Below are 18539 nucleotides of genomic sequence, written 5' to 3' on the forward strand. Positions count from 1 at the left end.
CAATTATTCCCCGTTGTTTCTGACAATAATCACTGCGTGCGCATGGCTAAAGCCTGTGACCATTCATCATTCATTTGAGTCACCAACACATTGTATTTTTTTAGGTGTTCTTTTACCTGAATGGTCTCGCTTAAAGATGTATTGGCAGGAAACGCCAGCACGTATTGTTGTTCAGGCAGTAATTCATTTGCTTCAATTGGTTTGAGGTCTTGGTCGTAAAAGTGTGATTGATAATAAAAAATATAAGCAACCATATCAGTGCTTTTTGAGTGTTCATCTTCATTACTCTTATCAGCATTGCTCTCATCAGCATTAACGATCAAGAGTTTTTCAGTATCATCAATCTTCGATAAGTTCTTTGGTTGATGTTTTTCTTGTGGCACGCCCATTGAAATAAGCGCTAGTATGAGTATTGCAAAAAAGGCCATTGATAAGCCTAATGCCACCTCTGTCATCGCCTGAACTGTGCTGTCATGATTATTTGTTAGTTTGCGTGCATATTGCGTTTGCATAGACAAAACCTGGTTATTTATTCCGCTTTGTCTATGCAATTATTTGAGGTTTTTATTTTATTTTTCGAATATTATTTTGACTATCTCGATCAATAAATTTTACAAAAGGGTCAACAGCGATAAATTCTGCGTTCTCAAAAACTGGGAAGTTAAGCGTGTTCTGCCCTGTATTCAACATAACTTCTTGCTGATATAAAATATTTGGCACATCTGCAAAGTTTGCAGGATTCCCATCAAATACGACGACGTCAACCAACGCTTCAAATGGCTCTTCCGTTTCAACACCGGTTCCATCAGCTAAGTATTGAGATGCTTCAACCACGATTTCCAAGGCCGCGCCGCCAGAAGACAGTACTTCGGTAACGCTACTAACACGTAAATCGTACAGGGTGATTTGCATGAATTGTTGGTCAATAAAATTATGAAATTGCTCGTCGGCGTGAAGTTTTAAGGAGGCAACTAAATTTAGTGTCGTCGCAAACGTGTCGTTACCTGGTCCAAACTCATTAATTAGCTCACGTAATGCACTATTGACATTCTCTTCGCCAATTTTGTTTCTAATTGCATTCATTACTAAAGACCCTTTGCTGTAATGAATGTACTGTTGAGACTCAGACCGTAACATTGGCATTTCTTCTAGGTATTCAGTGGTTCTGCCACGCAAGTAGCTATCTAACTCATAGTTTAAAAAGTGCCTCAACTTCGTCTCACCAAACTTAGACTTCATGACCATTAAAGCTGCATATTGAGACAGTGACTCAGACAGTACATTCGCACCTTGCACATTTGCCGGAACTAATTGATGTCCAAACCACTGGTGAGCCACTTCATGTGCGGTCACATAGTAAACTGGGTCGATCTTTGATGCATCGCTGAGGTTGCTAATAAAACCTAGTTTTTCTGAATAGGGAATCGTATTTGCAAAGCTCTGAGCGAAATTTCTATACCCCGGAAATTCAATGACCCTCAACTGCCGAAACTGGTAAGGTCCAAAGGCATTTTGGAAATAGTCCAATGAATCTCTCATTGAAGCTAGCATTACATCCACATTCCACTCGTGCTCATGATGATAAAAAACTGACAGCTCTATACCTTCATGCATCACTGTTTTTTGCTCGAGTTCAGCAGATAAAATAGATAGAAAGTTGAGAATAGGCGCATCCATTTCATATTTAAAATATGCACGATTATTTTCAACCCAATGGGCTGCTAGATAACCTGGCGCAATCGCTGTTTGTTCTTGACTCGTAGAGATTAAAATCGAAAAGTCTATCCATGTCTCATTCTTCCCAAAAATAGATTCTGCATAACGAGATGTATCATTCAATAGATATGCTCGCTGCGGAGGCGGTAAACCTCTTTTTCGACGCTCATGCTGATCACTTATGTACTTATCTTTATTAACACCAAAATTGGGAAACAAAGCATAATTGCTTATAAAGGTGCCATTTTCTACTAAACTAAAATCCTCGTTTTGGTCTTTAAAGCCGTGGTGTTCTCGCACCACCTCTAAGCGACCGCTGCGAATTTCTCCGACTTGCAATGCTTGGTCAAATTCAAACATGGCAGTGCGTAAATTTGGGTCATCAAAGACCAATCGGCCGCCATCGATATGTAAATTTGAGACAGGTGTATACTCAGGTAAGTTTACTAAAAATTGTGTGATGGGCTGATTGCTTTTGTTTTGCACTTCAAAAGTGCTCATACTTTCGATTCGTCTCTGCTCGGGGAAAATTGCCAATTCAACATCTAAACGCGTCATTGACGGCAGTGGACTATCTTCAAACTGTTTGTATTTGCGCTCATATGCTTCTTGCATATCGAGTTGGTCATTCGTACTTACAAACTCGTTAATTACTCGCGTATTGTAGTAAATGACAATTCCCGACAGTAAAAATGTAAGTGCAAATATACTTACCAGCTTTTTGCCAACTGTTTGCAATTGATAGCCTAACATCGAGAATCGCGCAGAAAGCGTGTTTAAACTCCCTCTTTGCAGCATTCCGTAGCTAAACACACACATAATAGCTGCAAAGCTTCCCCAATATAATAAATACCAATTTTGCGTAGTAATAAACCAAGCATAACCATTCATGTCCGAGTAAACCATGCTAGGCGTCGTTGAATAGTTAAACATACCATGCTCTAAACCCATGCCATAAAATGCAACAGATGCGAAGGTAAACCCTACAAATACCAACATACCAACATATTTATTGGGACTTAATGTTTGGATAAAAAAGGACAATGCGATTAGTAAAACTGCATCCGCGGTATAAAAATACAAAATAGATGTTAAGTATTGTGGAATATCGATATTGGTATACCCAACAACTAATTGATTGAGTATCGTGCATACCATGGCCACCATGAAAACACAGGCGATTACGGCACACACGGATACAAACTTTGCAAGCCACAAAACAATATTCCCAACGGGCATACTGTCAATCATATCTCCCATACCTGCGGCACGTTCTCTCCAAATCACTTCACCGCTGTAATAGGTAATAATAATAATGATGACAGCACTAAATGACTGAGCAATTAACTCAGTCATGGCCTGTGTTAATGGCCAATCTGGCGCACCATAAGCACCACTGGGCTCGATAAATCGAGTCACTAAACTAAAGCTACAAAACAACATCAAAACTAGAAATGCAGGGCTGAAGATGATTTGTTTAGTTTCAAAATGCAACCTATGTACAAATTGAAAAATAGCCGGTGATTCTGCATATTTATATCGAATATTGGAAGATAATTTAGCTACTTTGTCATAACTCTCTACTTTCTTTTGTCTGAGTGGCATTTTAGGAGAGACAAATTGAAATGACTTGCGAGTAAGGCTCACCGGGGCACTCAACTTTGCTAACACAAATAGGAAAAATAGACCGACCAGCAGCCAAATTAAACGATTGTAAAATACCAAACCAGATAGACCAACGATTTCTGTATTGCGTTGTGAGGGCGTCCAATATCGGACGACCTCTGAGAATGCTCTTAAACCAAAGGGATCTGAAAGCGCTAGTAGGCTACGATACTGTGGATTGTCAAACAAAGCCCCTGACAACACGTAAATAATAAATAACCCCAGTGCTGCTAGGTAGACCGCCATAATGCTCTTAAAGCGAATTGCTAAGGTGTAGAAAATTGCAGATAGCACAAATAAAGTCACAACCGAAAATGTTAGAAACGGCACAATATACGCTAGCAATTTATTGTCACCCATACGCTGAGCATCTATCCACGGCATCAATGCCCCGATAAAGCTTCCCAAGGGCACAAGGGCAAAAACCGTTAAACTCACAAGATATGCGCCCAGAAACCTTCCGAGTCGATAAGTGATAAGTGGCATTGGCTTGCTAGCGATGATTTCCAGCATCTTAGTTTGCTCATTCCTAATTGCTGAATTCGCTACAAAATTAACGCATAAAAACATGGAAAACACGCCTAATATGAGAATAAAAGTCGCGATAGAATGAGGGCTGTTGTAATTAAGGTTACCGGTATCACCAATTTGTATATTTTCGATCGACATCGCCAAAAACGGCATCGCAAAAAACACCAAACTAGTGACGATAAAAGAAGGTTGACGAGTAAAATAGCGCCATTCAAAGCGCATAACTGTTAACAACATACTTATAAACTCAAACCTTGACGGTACTGATGTCTGTGAAGAGTAGAAAAATATACATCTTCCAATGACGTAGGTGCAGGTTCAAAGCCTTCTGGCGGGTTTTCATCGAGAACATGAATTACCGTTCTGCCGGCCAGTAAACGCTTCGAAATAACATTATAGTCTTCTTCAAAAGACTCCGTTTCTGAGTAGTTGATAATTTTGCGCCACACTTTACCTCTCAGCTGTTCGGTGACTTCTAAAGGATTGCCTTGCAATAAAATTTTTCCGTCGCCCAATACAGCCATGTTCTCGCATAATTCAGACACATCATCGACTATATGTGTGGACAAGATTATCACCTTGTCTTGGCCAAGCGTGACCAATAAATTATGAAACCGATTCCGCTCTTCTGGATCTAAGCCAGCAGTCGGTTCGTCCACAATCAGTAAATCCGGATCGCCGATCAAGGCTTGGGCAATCCCGAAACGTTGCCGCATGCCACCAGAAAAACCACTCACCGATTGCTTTCTATGTTGATACAAGTTGGTGTGAGCCAATAGGCCTTCAACTACCTCAGCTCTTTCGGCTTTATCAATGATGCCTTTTAAAACCGCAAGGTGATCAAGCAACTCCTGTGCGCTTACCCTAGGATAGACACCAAAGTCTTGCGGCAAATACCCTAGGCGTTTTCTCAAATCAATTGGATTAGAAAGCACGTCTATATTGTCAAAGCTAATACTGCCTGTATCCGGTTGTTGTAAGGTAGCAATAGTCCGCATTAAGCTAGACTTACCTGCACCATTGGGCCCTAACAAACCAAATAGCCCCTTAGGTACACTCAGGTTAACCTTGTTAAGTGCTTTTACGCCATTGTCATAGGTTTTAGAAATTCCTGAAATATTAAGCATGCGACTCCGTGTATTGCATTCACTTTATTCTACATCCGCTATATTCAAGTTGATGTGAAGAATAAGCAAGCAAAATTGTTTTACAAAATGTTCTTGGACACTGATAAACATAAAGTATACTGCACACCACGAAATACAAAAGAAGACAACGATGATTCATAATGACGTATTAAGACGCCTTCGATTTGCCTTAAGATTGAACGATGGTGCAACAATTGAAATATTCAAACTAGTTGACTACCCCATGGAAGCCGAATATCTTCAAGCCATTATGAAAAAAGAAGAGGAACCGGGTTTTATACGTTGCAGAGACAAGATAATCAGCTTGTTTTTAGATGGCTTAATCATTCAAAAACGGGGAAAAAAGAAGGCAGTGAACCGCGTATCTTGAGTAAAGACGAACGACTTTCGAACAACGAAGTACTGCGAAAAATTCGAATAGCAATGAACTATCGCGACGACGACATGCTTAACATTTTAAAGTACGCTAACTTTAAATTGAGTAAAGGTGAATTGTCTGCATTGTTTCGTAAAACAGATCACCGCAGTTATAAACCATGTGGCGACCAACTATTGCGAAATTTCTTGCAAGGTATGGTCAAGAAATATCGCCCTGAAGTTAAGTAAGCGATCCCACTAAATATCATTATCCTTAGTGTTTTTGTGTCTATCATACCAGCTCTCAAGCATATCTTGAGACATGGGTTTTGCATATAAATAGCCTTGAATGCTCGATACTCCAATTTTGTTGAGCAACTCGGCCTGCTCAGTTGTCTCAACGCCTTCTGCGACCACCCTGTAATTCAATGCTTTTGCAATGTCTTGAGTGGCTTTGATAATGGAGTGTCCACCTGACTCAATATTGTCGATAAAAGACTTGTCTATTTTAACCGTATCTGCCGCCAAAAACTGCAGTTGTGCAAGTGATGAAAATCCTGTTCCAAAGTCATCTAATGAGACGGATATTTTCATTGCCTGCAATTGACGAATTTGATTGGCAAGGTATTCGACATTCTTAGTAAAAACAGACTCTGTAAGCTCAATGTGTAATTTTTCGCCCGGGAATTGCTCTTTTTCTAACAGCGCTCTTATCTTTTGTACAAAACCGGTTGCTTCTAGTTGCAATACCGATACATTGACCGATATCGCCACATCTTTATCAAACACCCAACTGGTTGTTTCTCTAAACGCGGTCGTTAGCACCCATTCACCGATACTGTGAATTAAACCATAATTCTCGGCAATCGGAATAAACTCGTCAGGCGAGACAATTTCACCTTGATGAGTCCATCTCAATAGCACCTCACAGAACTCAACCTCTTGGGATATTTGGTTCACGACAGGCTGATAAACAAGTGCTAATTCTTGATTCACTATTGCTGAACTCAAAGCAGCCTTTAAATAGTACTCACGAAGTTTCATTTCTCGCATTGACTGAGTGAAAACAGCTGCCTTTGATCGCGCATTTTGCTTTTGGCAAAACATTGCTGTATCTGCCATATTGATTAGCAGATCACTACTATCACTATGTTCTGGATACATTGAAATACCGACTGTAGCACTTACACGAGCATCAAATTTACTCAAACTAATAGGTTCTGAGATAATAGAAATGAGCGATGCACTCATTGCTTTAGCTTCAATTGCGTTGCACCCTTCAAGTACCATTACGAATTCGTCTCCGCCCCAGCGGCAAGCATTGTTTTGCGAATCAGCAAATTCTCTGATCCGGTTTGCAACTTGAACCAAAACTAAGTCACCGAATTCATGACCGTGACCATCATTTATCGCCTTAAATCCATCTATATCAATAAACAGCACCGCCAATTCTTGATTGTCTCTGCTTGCACTTTGTATTTTTGCTTTTAACTGAGACAAAAAACCGCTTCTGTTAAACAACTGAGTCAATGGATCTTTGTTTGATAAATCTACTAGTTCCTTAGTACGCTCGTTTACTTTTAACTCCAAGTCAGAATTTACTTGTTCAATCATTAATTTGCTTCGTTCGCTTTCATCCGCGAGTTGCATGTTTTTGCATTTTAGTTTGATTGCATTTTTAGTAAATCGGTGAGACTTGACCGCAATCGAAATCATGACAATAAGGAATATGTAGCCTAACGTACCCAATAAATAGGTAAATTCTTGGGAAGATGAAAACACCAACAAGCTTGAATAAGGAAACAGCATTAGAAAGATATAAATTGCACAAATGCTCAGATGGCTAGATAACGCCGTTGTCGCACCACCAGTCAATGCAGAAATAATGATAATAGAGGCCGTGATTTCGTCGCGAGACATCGATGGAAGAAACATGAACACATATACGCACCAAACACTGCATGACAGAGTATTACCTACGAAGAAGCGAGTAAAACCGATGTTTGAGGCGTTTTCATTTTTTGGACTATTTCGCCTCCAATGCAGAGTATCCATAATGCGATAAGCACATATTGCTGCCATCGATAAGATAAGTAGCATTCGCTCAAACGCAAGCCCGTTCGAATAATCGTTGAACCACAACTGCAAAGCAACAAACGAGACAAATGTGACAGCAATGCCATCAAGTGCATTGTCGTATAACATCTTACAGGCATCGTTTCTGACGCTTTGTTTCAACTTTGAACGATTAATACAATCACTCCACTTTTACTCACCAATCGACACAACTCAGTCAATGTCACGACATTTGTCGCACTGCCCTTAGTTTACGACAATTGGTAGCTTAAGTATTTAAGTGAACCCTCTTTATAATATGTAATTCTATACCTGTGTATAAAAGGGGCATCTGTATTATTTGATAGGAATTAATATCTCGTTACGTCGCATCATCGGCAGGGTCAGGGGACCATTATATCCCGCTAACACTTTAGGGCCGACTATTTCGTAATCCGTCGAATCCAGCCATTCTTCAAGCATAGATGTGTGTTTTTCAACATTTCTATCGCTCAACGTCCAAGAAAATGTAATAACGGCGACTTTATAATCGTTAACCTCACTAACCGATACCGCAGGATTATTTGGTTTGGGAGTCGTTAACAAGGTGAAAGAATCAGGCATAACAAACGCCATCGTCGGCGTCATTGCATCTTCATTCATAAATACGGGTGCTGTCATCGCGATTTCACTGCCGCGCAAAGTATTTTTATCTGCTTTGGAGTCCATAAAAACCGGCGCAGTCATCGCAATCTCAGCTGCCCCTTGATTATCGCCAGTAATGTAGGCAAACAGTCTTCTAAACGCACCGTTGCGACCATCATCTTGTGTGCTTGTAGAGACAAGAATCATAGAATCATAGTTTCTAATTTCGATATTTTTTGCTTCATCTCGTTGTATCAACGTGTACGGAGCGTTTTCTACTCCGCTATCACCCAAAATAGAACAAGCTCCCAACGCAAAAGTAGAGAGTAATAAAATTGTATTTTTCATTTGTGTCGTTATTTAGACTAGATATATGGAATTACGCGTTAACGCTTTCTTTGGGTCATATAGTGAAATTAAAATACTGTAATAGTTAAGATTGTGTTTACGCAGTTACCACTTTGTTTTTGCCCGTTCTCTTTGCCTCATAAAGTGCTTTGTCTGCGTCCGTGATCAATTGAGTTAATGATTTGTCTTCCCTCAAACAAGCTACCCCTACACTAACACTGCATTTTAACGAGGCACTAGCGACAACAATATCAGTATTTGATATCTCAGTTCTTATTCGATTTGCAATATCGATTGTTCCTTCCATATTGATTGCCGGAAGTAATATTAAAAACTCTTCTCCTCCTATCCGACCGAACAAATCTTTTTCTCTCAATAATTGTTGAGTGATTTTAGTCACTGTCTTTAAGACAGTGTCGCCTGCATCATGGCCATGTGTATCATTAATACTTTTAAAATTATCCAAATCAAACAGAATAACTGAAAAAGATTTTGACTGCTTTGATATTGTTTTTAACAGTCGCTCGCCCTGTTCAATCATAAAGGTTCGGTTAGCAATACCTGTTAAAAAATCAGTTTCTGATTTAGATTTAAATAGTCTTTTCGACTTAATGAGTTGATAGATTAAGAATAGTAAGCATCCAAGAACCACAAGACCAAGCATAATCGTTAAAGTGGTAATCCTATTTTTTGCCGTTTCTTGCTCTAATTCAAGCTCGCTAATAGCCAGTTTTTGAGCCAATATCTTGTTTTCGTAAAGGGTAATTTCAGCATCGTGCTCTCGAAGTGTTATCACTCTTTGTTGTTCAATAAACGAAACGAGTCGCTTATTCCAAATTTTATCTAGTGCTAACAAATGACCAGTGATGTTTCGATAGTCTTGTTTTGAAAAGTCTTTAAGGGCATCGAAACGAATTTTATTGATTTCTCGCGTAAAGCTTTCGTTATTTAAAGTACTGATTACTTTAGCTGCCTTTTCATATTGTTGTGTCGTTAATAGCGCCTCACTTAATAGAAGCCGCGCATGGTTGACGAAATACACTTCATTTGTTTTATCTTCATTTTCGATGGCTTTTTCAAAGGCTAATATTGCTGACGGATAGTCCATTTGACGAGAAGCCACCAGCCCCTCATTGAACGAGGCAAAGAAAACAAAGTCTTGATGAATTGGGTTTTCTGCCGCCATTTTATACATTTTAGCTACGTGCTGATTTGCAAGCTCGTAATCCTCAAGTGAAGATGCGTAATCGACTAGATTGTGCAACATACTGAAAGCGTCATAGACATCGCCTTCGTTATCCCAAATTTCCCAAGCTCTATACACATGCTCGTAGGCTTTGTCATACATAAAGTTTTTTTGATAAATCAAACCCGTCGCATTGTGGATGACAGATAAGCCAGAAGGCGATAACGACGCTTCTTTGGTGACTTGAAGTGCTTCATTTAGCAGTTCAATTGCTTTGAGAAAACCTTGTTGATCTTGAAAACAAAACGCGTATTGACTCAACGACTTTGCCAAAATCTCAGGTTCTTTTAACTCTCTTGCTAACGCTACCGCTAGTTTACGATCGGGACAATACACGGCTAAGTCATTTGAGTTGATATATAGCACATAAGATCTTTCTAATAAGGCATCTATATATTGAGTGCTTAACAATCCTTGTTTTTTTATATCGATTGATTTGTTCAAACTAATTAGCGCATTGTCATACAAACCATTCTCTATTTGCCAAAAACCTAAACGATAATAAAAGTTGCCGACGTCGGCAGGTTCAAAGTGTTCGATAAGTTTTTGCTGTTCGAGGAAAAACGCTAATTTATCAGCCGGCGAGTCTAATGTATCAACGTGCGCGTTTAGTTCATCGTACGATTGGAAGGCATGCGCGAATTTAGTAGTCAAAACAATAACAAACAATAATATGCGCAATTTAAGGCCCTGCGTGATTTAAACAAATTTTACTTGAAGAAAAGTGCCGAAAGTCTAACAAAAGTAGAACTAAAAAATGTATGTTAAAACATACAATGAGATTTTAATACAAACGTAAGCCCACTATTGCGTTGAACTCATCCCGACGCCAAGGTCTTGCTAATCACAAACCAAAAAACGTACAGCCCTCTTGGTGAATGTAATTCACATCTCTTTCACACAGTGTTGTTTAAGCTTTTGTTCTTTTTTACTGATGAGAATAATGCGTGAATGCATCTAAACCTATTTTAATATCAACGCTAGCCTTTTTAAGTATTTCTGCAAAGTGTATAGCCGAGACTAAACACGACAGTACAATCAACGAAGCGCTTAAAGAAACGATACTGACAGCCATTACTAAATATGAAACAACCAACATCAATGAGTGGGCATTTGAGGTTTCACGTTATGAATTTGAAGAAGGCACTGAAACAAGCAGCATTGAGCGTTTTTCACCTCATGGTGACGATTCATCTAAATGGCAACTCATCAGCATCAATCAGAGGCTGCCCACTCCTAAGGAACAGGAAACCTTTAAGCGTAATAAAAACAAAAGTGGCACTAATATATCAATGAATCTACGAGATTTAATATTAACAGACAGCCTCACAGTCGAAAAACAAAGCCAAACTAGTGTCTACGCTACTTTTGATGTCTATTTAGAGCAACTCGGAAGCAAGGCCTCTAACAGCCTGCGAGGCTATCTTACCTACGATAGCCAAGAAGCTTATATTACGGATATTGAGATCACCAATACCAAGAGCTTTTCACCAATGTTTGCCGCGACGCTCGATAATATTAATTTGCAGCTTGCTTTTATTAAAATTAATGACACCGTGTTAACCGAAAGAGTGAATTTAGAGATGACCGGTCGTTTCGCTATTTTTAGCAAACTTGACGAACGTTCTTCCGATATATATTCAAATTATCAATATGTTGGGCAATGCAAGTTTAACTGCTAAAAAGTAATGAGACAGTGGTTCCCTCTCCACTGTTTACTGAAAGTCCCCATCCTTGATGCTCACATAAGCGGTTAACGATAGACAAGCCAAAGCCCAAACCTGTGCTTTGATCACCCTTTACGCCTCGTTCAGTGACTGATTCGAGGAGATTAGTCTGAATACCTGGCCCAGTATCGGCAATGCTTAACGCATTATTGACAAAGCTAAAACTTACCGTCCCTATTTCAACATATTTGAATGCATTGCTTATTAGATTGTCGAGAACGACTTTAAGCACATTTGGCTCTGTAAATACACTCACTGCGCATGAATCATCTATATAAACCTCAATAGGCTTATTGCTTAGCAATAAGCGATTATCTATTACAGAACGTTCAATAAGCGCCATTAAATCAGTTGGTTCTGAGTATTCCGAACTATGCTCTTCTCGGGCTAACATTAGCAGTGTCTGCACAGTTTGTTCCATTTGTTCACCAGCGTGCAAAATTCTATCTAAGGTAAGGTGCTCTTGATGGGAACCACTGGGCTTATCCCGTTCAACTTGAAGCACCTCAACCGCGTTTTTGATAACCGCTAATGGGGTTCTAAGCTCATGGCTTACATCCATAGTGAAACTGCGCTCTCGTTCAACCGCGTCGGCGATGCGTTTTAACGCATTTTCAAGTACCTGCGCGAGCATGCCTACTTCATTGTTTGGAAAGCCGTCTGCAAATGCCTTAGGTAGGCTATCAAGCGCAACACTATCCACCAACTCGACTAATTGATTTAAGGGGCGCGTAGTGTGACGACCAATCATCCATGCAATCAAACAAGCAACAATAGTGACCAATAGGCCGCTTATAACCAAAAACTGAATCGTTCCACCTCTTGATGGTCTAACTAACAATTGTTCACTTACCTCTGCCACCAGAAACACATCAGGGAATTGTGAAAAGCGATACAAATGATAATGGCGATTCTGTCTACCAAAGAACTCCTTGCGATGTGGCTCTTCAATGGCTGTATCTCTAAAGTCATCTGGCAAATCTTTCTCTGAGAAGAGCAATTGCATATTATCAACACGAGGCTTAGGCCATTGCCCAGTCGATTCAAAGGACGCCTTCAGAAATTGTGCTTCTTGGTGCACCGTGCGTTCGATAAAGTTATCTTCCAACGTATACATGAGCGCAAGCGCGATAATGCCGTATATTACTGAAATGAATATGGTAAACAGGCAAAATCGAGCGATAATCCTGCTGCTTAAACTATGGAATTTACTTGGCATTTGACGTTTCTTTCTCGTAATTCATGCTAATCAATATCAAGTGTGAAGCCTGCTCCGAAGACAGTTTTTAATAGAGGTTTGTCAAAGGGCTTGTCGAGTACTCCCCTTAGCTGATAAACGTGCGAGCGAAGCGCATCAGATTCGGTCGGCTCGTCACCCCAAAGTTTTTGTGTTAATTCACTTCGGCTGACTATTTGTGGATAAGCTTCAGCAACAACTGTCAATATTTTAAAGCCCATGGCACTAACATCTATGATGATATTATCTCGAGTCACTCGATTTCTTCTTCTATCAATCAGCAATGGACCTAACTTTATTTGTGTATCCGTGTTCAATCGGTGTCGTCTAGATAGAGCCAAACAACGCACCTCCAACTCTTGCAAAGAAAAAGGTTTAGTTAAGTAATCATCAGCGCCCATATTAAACCCAGAGACTTTATCATCAATACTATCGCGGGCTGTGAGCATCAAAATAGGGATATGTCGAGAGGCTTTTTCTCGCAATAATCTACACACTTCAAAGCCGTCAATAACAGGTAAATTTAAATCAAGAATCACGAGATCATAATATGCTTCTAAGGCCAAGGAGAGACCTTGGTCCCCTCGCACCGCAAAATCGAAAACATGGCCTTTGAGTTCCATATACTCAGCAATGTTTTTAGCGATATTCGCTTCGTCTTCAATTAACAGTACGTGCAGACTGCTCATCTGTAATATTCCTTAATTGCGCTTGAGTCATAAAGATAATGACGTCGTACTTCGGATTATTGATATCATCTAATGCGAGTAACAGCAACGTTAAAACCAGAGTCACTCAGCGAGTAAGTCTCGAATAGAGCTATTTAAGGTCTGCCTGCTAACAAACACGCCGATAACCATCACCGCAGATGTGATTAGCAATAAGGTAGACAATAGCCAGACAAAATCAGGCTCATAGGGTAATGAAAACTGCGATTGATAAATTAAGACTCCTGCCAGCCATGTACCCAACATCGCGCCAATAGAGGCAATCCCCCCTGTCATAGCCCATTCAATCATGTTAATCGACAAACATGTACGCTTGGGTAGACCAAAACTCATGATCACACTATTTTTCTTACGCTCTTGCGGCTCATAAGCAAGTACAGACGCAATCATGACGATGACAGACAAACTTATAATTAATATAGAAAAGCCACTGATAACCTGTGTTACTAGCTTCAGTGTGGCGTCAAATCTAGCGATCATTTCCTGCATAGATACCATGCGCAATGTTGGATACTGTTGCCACAATTTACCTAGGTGCTTAACACTATCGTCATTTATTTCGATACTTGCCATATAATAATGGGGTGCATCTATAAAATTGACAGCTGATGCTGGCATTTGTACCCAAAAAGTGATTGAACCTGCACCTGGTTTATACACATGACTTGCAACAATAGTAAATTCGATAGGCTTTTGCGCAACCACAATCGTTAAGCGATCACCTATTGATAAGCCAATATCAGTCATCACCTCTTCTTCGATCGAAATCTGTTGCCAGTTATCTTCTTTACCCTTCCACCATTTCCCAGCAGTCAGTTTGTTGTTTGCAGGCACCTTATCTGTCCAATGCAGTCTAATCGATTGTTGAAGCGTGGCTAGGCTAGCACTCGGCCTTGATGAAAAATCATTAATTGCTTGACCGTTCACCTTGACGACGTTGGCATATACAAATGGCTTTTGCTGACGTATCTCGCCTCGATGACTTGCACTCCATTCTTCAAGCGCATCCATCTGCTGACTATCGGCCTGCGAAACTAATAGATTGCCATCAAATTGCCGTTGATATTGATGCATGGTCGCGCCCAAATCGTGCATTAACATCAAGGTGAATAGAAGTAAAAAAGTACACAAACCCACCCCCATAATTTGCGTAGATTTACTCACCAAACGTTGTTTCATCATAAACAAAGCAAAAGGAACTAAGCCAGAATGTTTCTGCGTCAGTGTTTCCCCCACTGTAAGGCTTACCCAACTAATCACCGCGATAAGTGTTACGCAAGCAAACATGGAGCCGAGTACCATGGTGGTAAGTAAACCATTGTCTGAATATACAGCGGTAACCATAAATAAAACACTCAGCGCACTTAAAAGTGAGACGATAGTTCGCGGTGCTTGCGGCAAATTGAGAACCAATTGTTTGACCGTAGCATGCTTAAGCGCTAGCCATACTGGCACTTGAAAAACTGCAAGAATTAGCGAGCAGCCTGCAAATGCAAATAACGCAGTTTGTGTGTCCAAGGCCCAAGCCAGATCTGGTAACGCTGATGATAGCCAGTGAACGATAATAAAATGAAGGATATTGGATAGTATCATCACCACAGGAAATAAGAATAAAAGGTGTATCAACCACTTGATAACAGACACAAACAACACTTCAGATCTTGTTGCACCGACACTCATGCACACAGCTGTAAAATGCTGTTCTTTTCGGATTTGAATATTAGAAATTTGATAAATAGCAATGGCTGCCATAAACAACAAGATAACAGATGCCAAGCCAATTAAGTTTTCGGTTCTTTGCCAAAATAAGGCCAGCGGATGCGCACCTTTCTTGTGCCTAACCTGAGCAGAAGGCAATTGCGATTCTTGCCAATTAATGATGTTATTTACCTGCTCTTGGCTAGCGTTAACTAGGTATCGATATGTCACCGTGTCATCTGCAAGCCCCATTTGATTGAAGTCATCTCGATGTATTAACGCTCGCATATCTACATTATGCCCTTCCATTAACCTATCGGGCTCGTGCTGAAGAATGTGAGTAATGGTTAACTGGCTTGATGCAATAGTTAATGTATCACCAATTTTTACATTTAAACCTGCTGCTAAACGCGTGTCTATCCAAAGCGAACCTGTTTCAGGCGAAGTGGTCGCAACGTATATCTCACCCCCGATACTATCAGAAAGTAAAAGCTCGCCTTGTAGCGGGTAATCTTGCGAAACGGCCTTTATCGTGGCACGTTGCCATTGTTCTTGATGTGTAAGTGTGGTTTTTAAGCTTTGAGTGAAAATAATGTCATCACTATTTTCTGTAAGCTGTTGAAGATCTGCAGCCGAAAGAGCACCTTTATTGCTTAACACGAGGTCAGCACCTAACAAATTAGATAAGTTGTGCTTGAGGTGAGACTGAACAGACTCACTCGTAAGACTCAACGTCACAATAAACATCATCAAAATCACTTGCGTAGCTTGAAGGATTCGTTGGTTGGTATTGTGACAGTCTTCAATGAATAAACGCCATGCTAGTTGAAAACTATGCTTATTCATGGCCTTCACTCCGTTTTTCATTCTTGAGCCAAACACAGTTTCCTTGCTCGAAATTTAATTGGTGTTGAGCTCGTGCTGCCAATTTTTGACTATGTGTAACCAATACCAAAGCAGCACCATTGTCGCTGCAACATTTAAACAGTAATTCAGCAATACCGGTCGCACTTTTCGCATCAAGGTTTCCGGTCGGCTCGTCAGCAAAGATAAACTTAGGTTTAAAAACAAGCGCTCTGGCGATGGCTATTCGTTGCTGCTCTCCACCGCTAAGTTGAGAGGGCTTATGATCAAGTCTATGGCCTAAACCAACATGTTCAAGCCACTGTTTTGCAGTAGACAATGCATGTTTGTCGCCGCGTAACTTTAATGGCAAGGCAACATTGTTCAGTGCGCTTAATTCGGCTAACAAATGGAATTGTTGAAAAATAAAACCAATTTCAGCACGTAAACTGCTAATCGCTTGATACTGCCCCTGATTTACATGACGAACCTGCCCAGTTGTAGGTTGTTCAAGCCCAGATGCCAGCATTAATAAGCTCGATTTACCCGACCCAGAAGGGCCTGTAATCGCATATGATTGCCCCTGCTCTATCAAAAATTGTACATCTTTAAACAAATTTATTTGTTGTTGATGCGACTCAAACGACTGACCAACGTTGTCTAACTCGATCGCAGAATTGCGTTGTGAAGACATAACCCATACTCCTTACTCGTAATGAAAGTAAGGTTATGTGAAATTAAGTGAAATAGATGTGAAAGCTTATTTTGGTGTAGCGTGTGTTCTATGTTTGATTCATTTAACAACCACTCTATTGGTTACAGTGAAATCAAATATAGCGCGATTAAGAATATCGCCGTATGTGTCAGTTAGTTATAGCTCCGATTCAACCAATTGTTCAGCAAAAAAATCAAACACAAATTTAATTCTCTTTGTACTGTATAATGCTCTGGTCGTTACCAACCATGTAGGAACCGTAAAACTGCCGTTAGGTAAAGGTACCTCAATTAACTCAGGCCATTTTTTCGCGGTAATTCGATCCATCAAACCAAAACCGATTCCAGCGCGAAAAAGCGGTGGGTTACTTAATGGGTCTAGATTGGCAAGTATTTGAGCACTTCTATGTCGATACCTCTTATTCCAAAGTGGGCGACATAGGAAGTGCATTGAAGTTGGGGATCAACTATCGGTTTTAAGTAAACGAGATTGCTTGCTCATCAATGACTTTCTCAATCGCGCGCATCATATCGTCGTAGTGGCTGCTTTTCAAAGCAAATGGATGGGGCTCTGAAAATACGCCATTGTCGTTATCAAAGTACATGCCAGAAGCCTCTTTAAATTTTTCAGATACCGCTGCATCGAAGAGTACTTTAGCCCCGATACTAAGGTCGTTTCCTGCTACCCCAAAACCTTCTTTCACCATCTTTGAGGCCAGTAATGAACCAGGATTGACAGCAACATTGACTTGTGACGAATCAAACGCATGGGTCGAATATTTGACCCACATTGTCAACGCAAGCTTACTTTGAGCATAGGCTTGCATGTCGTCATGAAGTTGGACGTCTCCGGTAATCGCTTCACTGACAACAGGGGCTTGCGCCGCAGAAGATAAATTAACTACCCGCCCCTGCTTACTCAACATAGGCAATAGTCCACGTGTAATCAAAATTGGTGCGATAGTGTTAACTACATAGCGAGCATCTAGACCATCTTCCGTTATGGGTTTGGGAAGCTTAAGGACACCAGCATTGTTAATGATGGCATCAATACTGTGATAATTTGCTTTTATCTCTTTTATCAACGAAGCGATTTCGCTAAATTTGGATAAATCAGCAAGCACGCCTTCCACTTTTGCGTTTGGAAATGACTGTGTTATTTTTTCCAGTGTCGCATCCATCTTCTGCTGACTTCTGCCGTGCAGAATTAACGCATATTCATTTGCAGCAAACAGTTTAGCCGTTTCAAACCCTATCCCATCGGTCGCGCCAGTAATTAATATGGTTTTCATACTGATTCCTATATTTGTTGAATTCTAAATGACAACTTAATGGCTAATAACAACCTTACCCATTGCCTTTCCACTTTCTAGTCTTTGATGTGCTTTTGCTACTTCGTCCAATGAAAATGAAGTTTCATCTAACACCGGCTTCAGGTCGCCATCTTCAACTATCTGCGCTATTTTCTTTAAGATTTCACCGTGTGCTTGACGATTGACATTGTGCAGCATAGGTATGAGCATAAACACTACATGTAATGACAAACCTTTAAAGTGAGCGGTTGACAAATCAATTTCTACAAGTGAAACAGTAGACGCCACATGCCCATTTAGCTTAGCAGCGTTAAATGAGTTCAACATATTTGCTCCACCTACTGAATCAAACACTACATCGAAGCCCTTTCCATCTGTATGTTTTTCGACATATTGCTCGACGGATTCAGTCATATAGTTAATGGGTGTTGCGCCTAAACGATTAATTAATGCCAGCTGTTGCTCTCCGCCACCCGTGGAATAAACACTGGCACCAAATTGTTTGGCTAATTGCAATGCAATGTGCCCAACACCACCAGATCCACCATGAACCAACACTTATTGACTA

General features: G+C 40.3%; 15 protein-coding genes and 1 pseudogene. 3 read left to right on the plus strand and 13 right to left on the minus strand.

All coding sequences use genetic code 11. The annotated features are described in order from the left end of the window. Window positions 1-29 precede the first annotated feature (29 nt). From KUL10_RS13605 to KUL10_RS13615, 3 genes are read right to left on the minus strand one after another with little or no spacing between them, the layout of a single operon-like run. Window positions 30-512, minus strand: a complete 483-nt coding sequence (locus KUL10_RS13605; RefSeq protein ID WP_110429496.1) for a hypothetical protein — start codon at window positions 510-512, stop codon at window positions 30-32. A gap of 52 nt (window positions 513-564) precedes the next feature. Beyond that, window positions 565-4149, minus strand: coding sequence for a M1 family aminopeptidase (locus KUL10_RS13610; protein ID WP_110429497.1), 3585 nt, complete (start codon window positions 4147-4149; stop codon window positions 565-567). Window positions 4150-4151: 2 nt separating this feature from the next. Then, window positions 4152-5039, minus strand: a complete 888-nt coding sequence (locus tag KUL10_RS13615; protein WP_110429498.1) for an ABC transporter ATP-binding protein — start codon at window positions 5037-5039, stop codon at window positions 4152-4154. 151 nt (window positions 5040-5190) lie between these two features. Between KUL10_RS13615 and KUL10_RS18860 the strand changes: the two genes are divergently transcribed. Both KUL10_RS18860 and KUL10_RS18865 read left to right on the plus strand, forming a co-directional pair. Continuing rightward, window positions 5191-5430: a DUF1456 family protein gene (locus KUL10_RS18860; protein WP_233499832.1), complete on the plus strand. Its 240-nt coding sequence runs from the start codon at window positions 5191-5193 to the stop codon at window positions 5428-5430. Next, window positions 5427-5666, plus strand: coding sequence for a DUF1456 family protein (locus KUL10_RS18865; RefSeq protein ID WP_233499833.1), 240 nt, complete (start codon window positions 5427-5429; stop codon window positions 5664-5666). Before KUL10_RS18860 ends, KUL10_RS18865 begins: the two co-directional genes overlap by 4 nt. A 9-nt stretch (window positions 5667-5675) precedes the next feature. Here KUL10_RS18865 and KUL10_RS13625 read toward each other — a convergent pair whose 3' ends face one another. From KUL10_RS13625 to KUL10_RS13635, 3 genes are all read right to left on the minus strand, one after another. Beyond that, the gene (locus tag KUL10_RS13625; protein WP_110429499.1) at window positions 5676-7622 is read right to left on the minus strand and encodes a bifunctional diguanylate cyclase/phosphodiesterase; all 1947 of its coding nucleotides are present in this window, start codon (window positions 7620-7622) and stop codon (window positions 5676-5678) included. 207 nt (window positions 7623-7829) lie between these two features. Further along, a complete protein-coding gene (locus tag KUL10_RS13630) occupies window positions 7830-8465 on the minus strand; it encodes a heme-binding protein (protein ID WP_199509252.1) in 636 nt (211 codons plus the stop codon). Window positions 8466-8562: 97 nt separating this feature from the next. Then, window positions 8563-10392 (minus strand): GGDEF domain-containing protein, encoded by a 1830-nt coding sequence (locus KUL10_RS13635; protein WP_110429500.1) that lies wholly within the window; start codon window positions 10390-10392, stop codon window positions 8563-8565. 266 nt (window positions 10393-10658) lie between these two features. Here KUL10_RS13635 and KUL10_RS13640 point away from each other — a divergent pair, with 266 nt between their 5' ends. Then, window positions 10659-11393 carry a hypothetical protein gene (locus KUL10_RS13640; RefSeq protein ID WP_110429501.1) on the plus strand — a complete coding sequence of 245 codons (735 nt, stop codon included), beginning with the start codon at window positions 10659-10661 and terminating at the stop codon, window positions 11391-11393. On the opposite strand, the gene KUL10_RS13645 is transcribed toward KUL10_RS13640, so the two are convergent. From KUL10_RS13645 to KUL10_RS13670, 7 genes and pseudogenes are all read right to left on the minus strand, one after another. Then, a complete protein-coding gene (locus KUL10_RS13645) occupies window positions 11383-12657 on the minus strand; it encodes a HAMP domain-containing sensor histidine kinase (protein ID WP_110429502.1) in 1275 nt (424 codons plus the stop codon). The genes KUL10_RS13640 and KUL10_RS13645 overlap by 11 nt on opposite strands. A gap of 26 nt (window positions 12658-12683) precedes the next feature. Beyond that, complete coding sequence (locus KUL10_RS13650) at window positions 12684-13364, minus strand: response regulator transcription factor (RefSeq protein ID WP_199509253.1); 681 nt, start codon at window positions 13362-13364, stop codon at window positions 12684-12686. A 102-nt stretch (window positions 13365-13466) separates the two neighbouring features. Further along, window positions 13467-15947 (minus strand): ABC transporter permease, encoded by a 2481-nt coding sequence (locus KUL10_RS13655; protein WP_110429504.1) that lies wholly within the window; start codon window positions 15945-15947, stop codon window positions 13467-13469. Beyond that, window positions 15940-16638 carry an ABC transporter ATP-binding protein gene (locus tag KUL10_RS13660; protein ID WP_110429505.1) on the minus strand — a complete coding sequence of 233 codons (699 nt, stop codon included), beginning with the start codon at window positions 16636-16638 and terminating at the stop codon, window positions 15940-15942. The genes KUL10_RS13655 and KUL10_RS13660 overlap by 8 nt, the downstream gene beginning before the upstream one ends. 177 nt (window positions 16639-16815) lie before the next feature. Beyond that, window positions 16816-17109, minus strand: a complete 294-nt coding sequence (locus KUL10_RS18655) for a hypothetical protein (RefSeq protein ID WP_158525391.1) — start codon at window positions 17107-17109, stop codon at window positions 16816-16818. Window positions 17110-17134: 25 nt separating this feature from the next. Further along, a complete protein-coding gene (locus KUL10_RS13665; protein WP_110429506.1) occupies window positions 17135-17950 on the minus strand; it encodes an SDR family NAD(P)-dependent oxidoreductase in 816 nt (271 codons plus the stop codon). Window positions 17951-17986: 36 nt separating this feature from the next. Then, window positions 17987-18529, minus strand: a pseudogene (locus KUL10_RS13670) (zinc-binding dehydrogenase); the annotation flags it as partial. Window positions 18530-18539: the final 10 nt, after the last annotated feature.

It is taken from the genome of Glaciecola sp. KUL10, assembly GCF_003203515.1.
GTDB lineage: Bacteria > Pseudomonadota > Gammaproteobacteria > Enterobacterales > Alteromonadaceae > Glaciecola.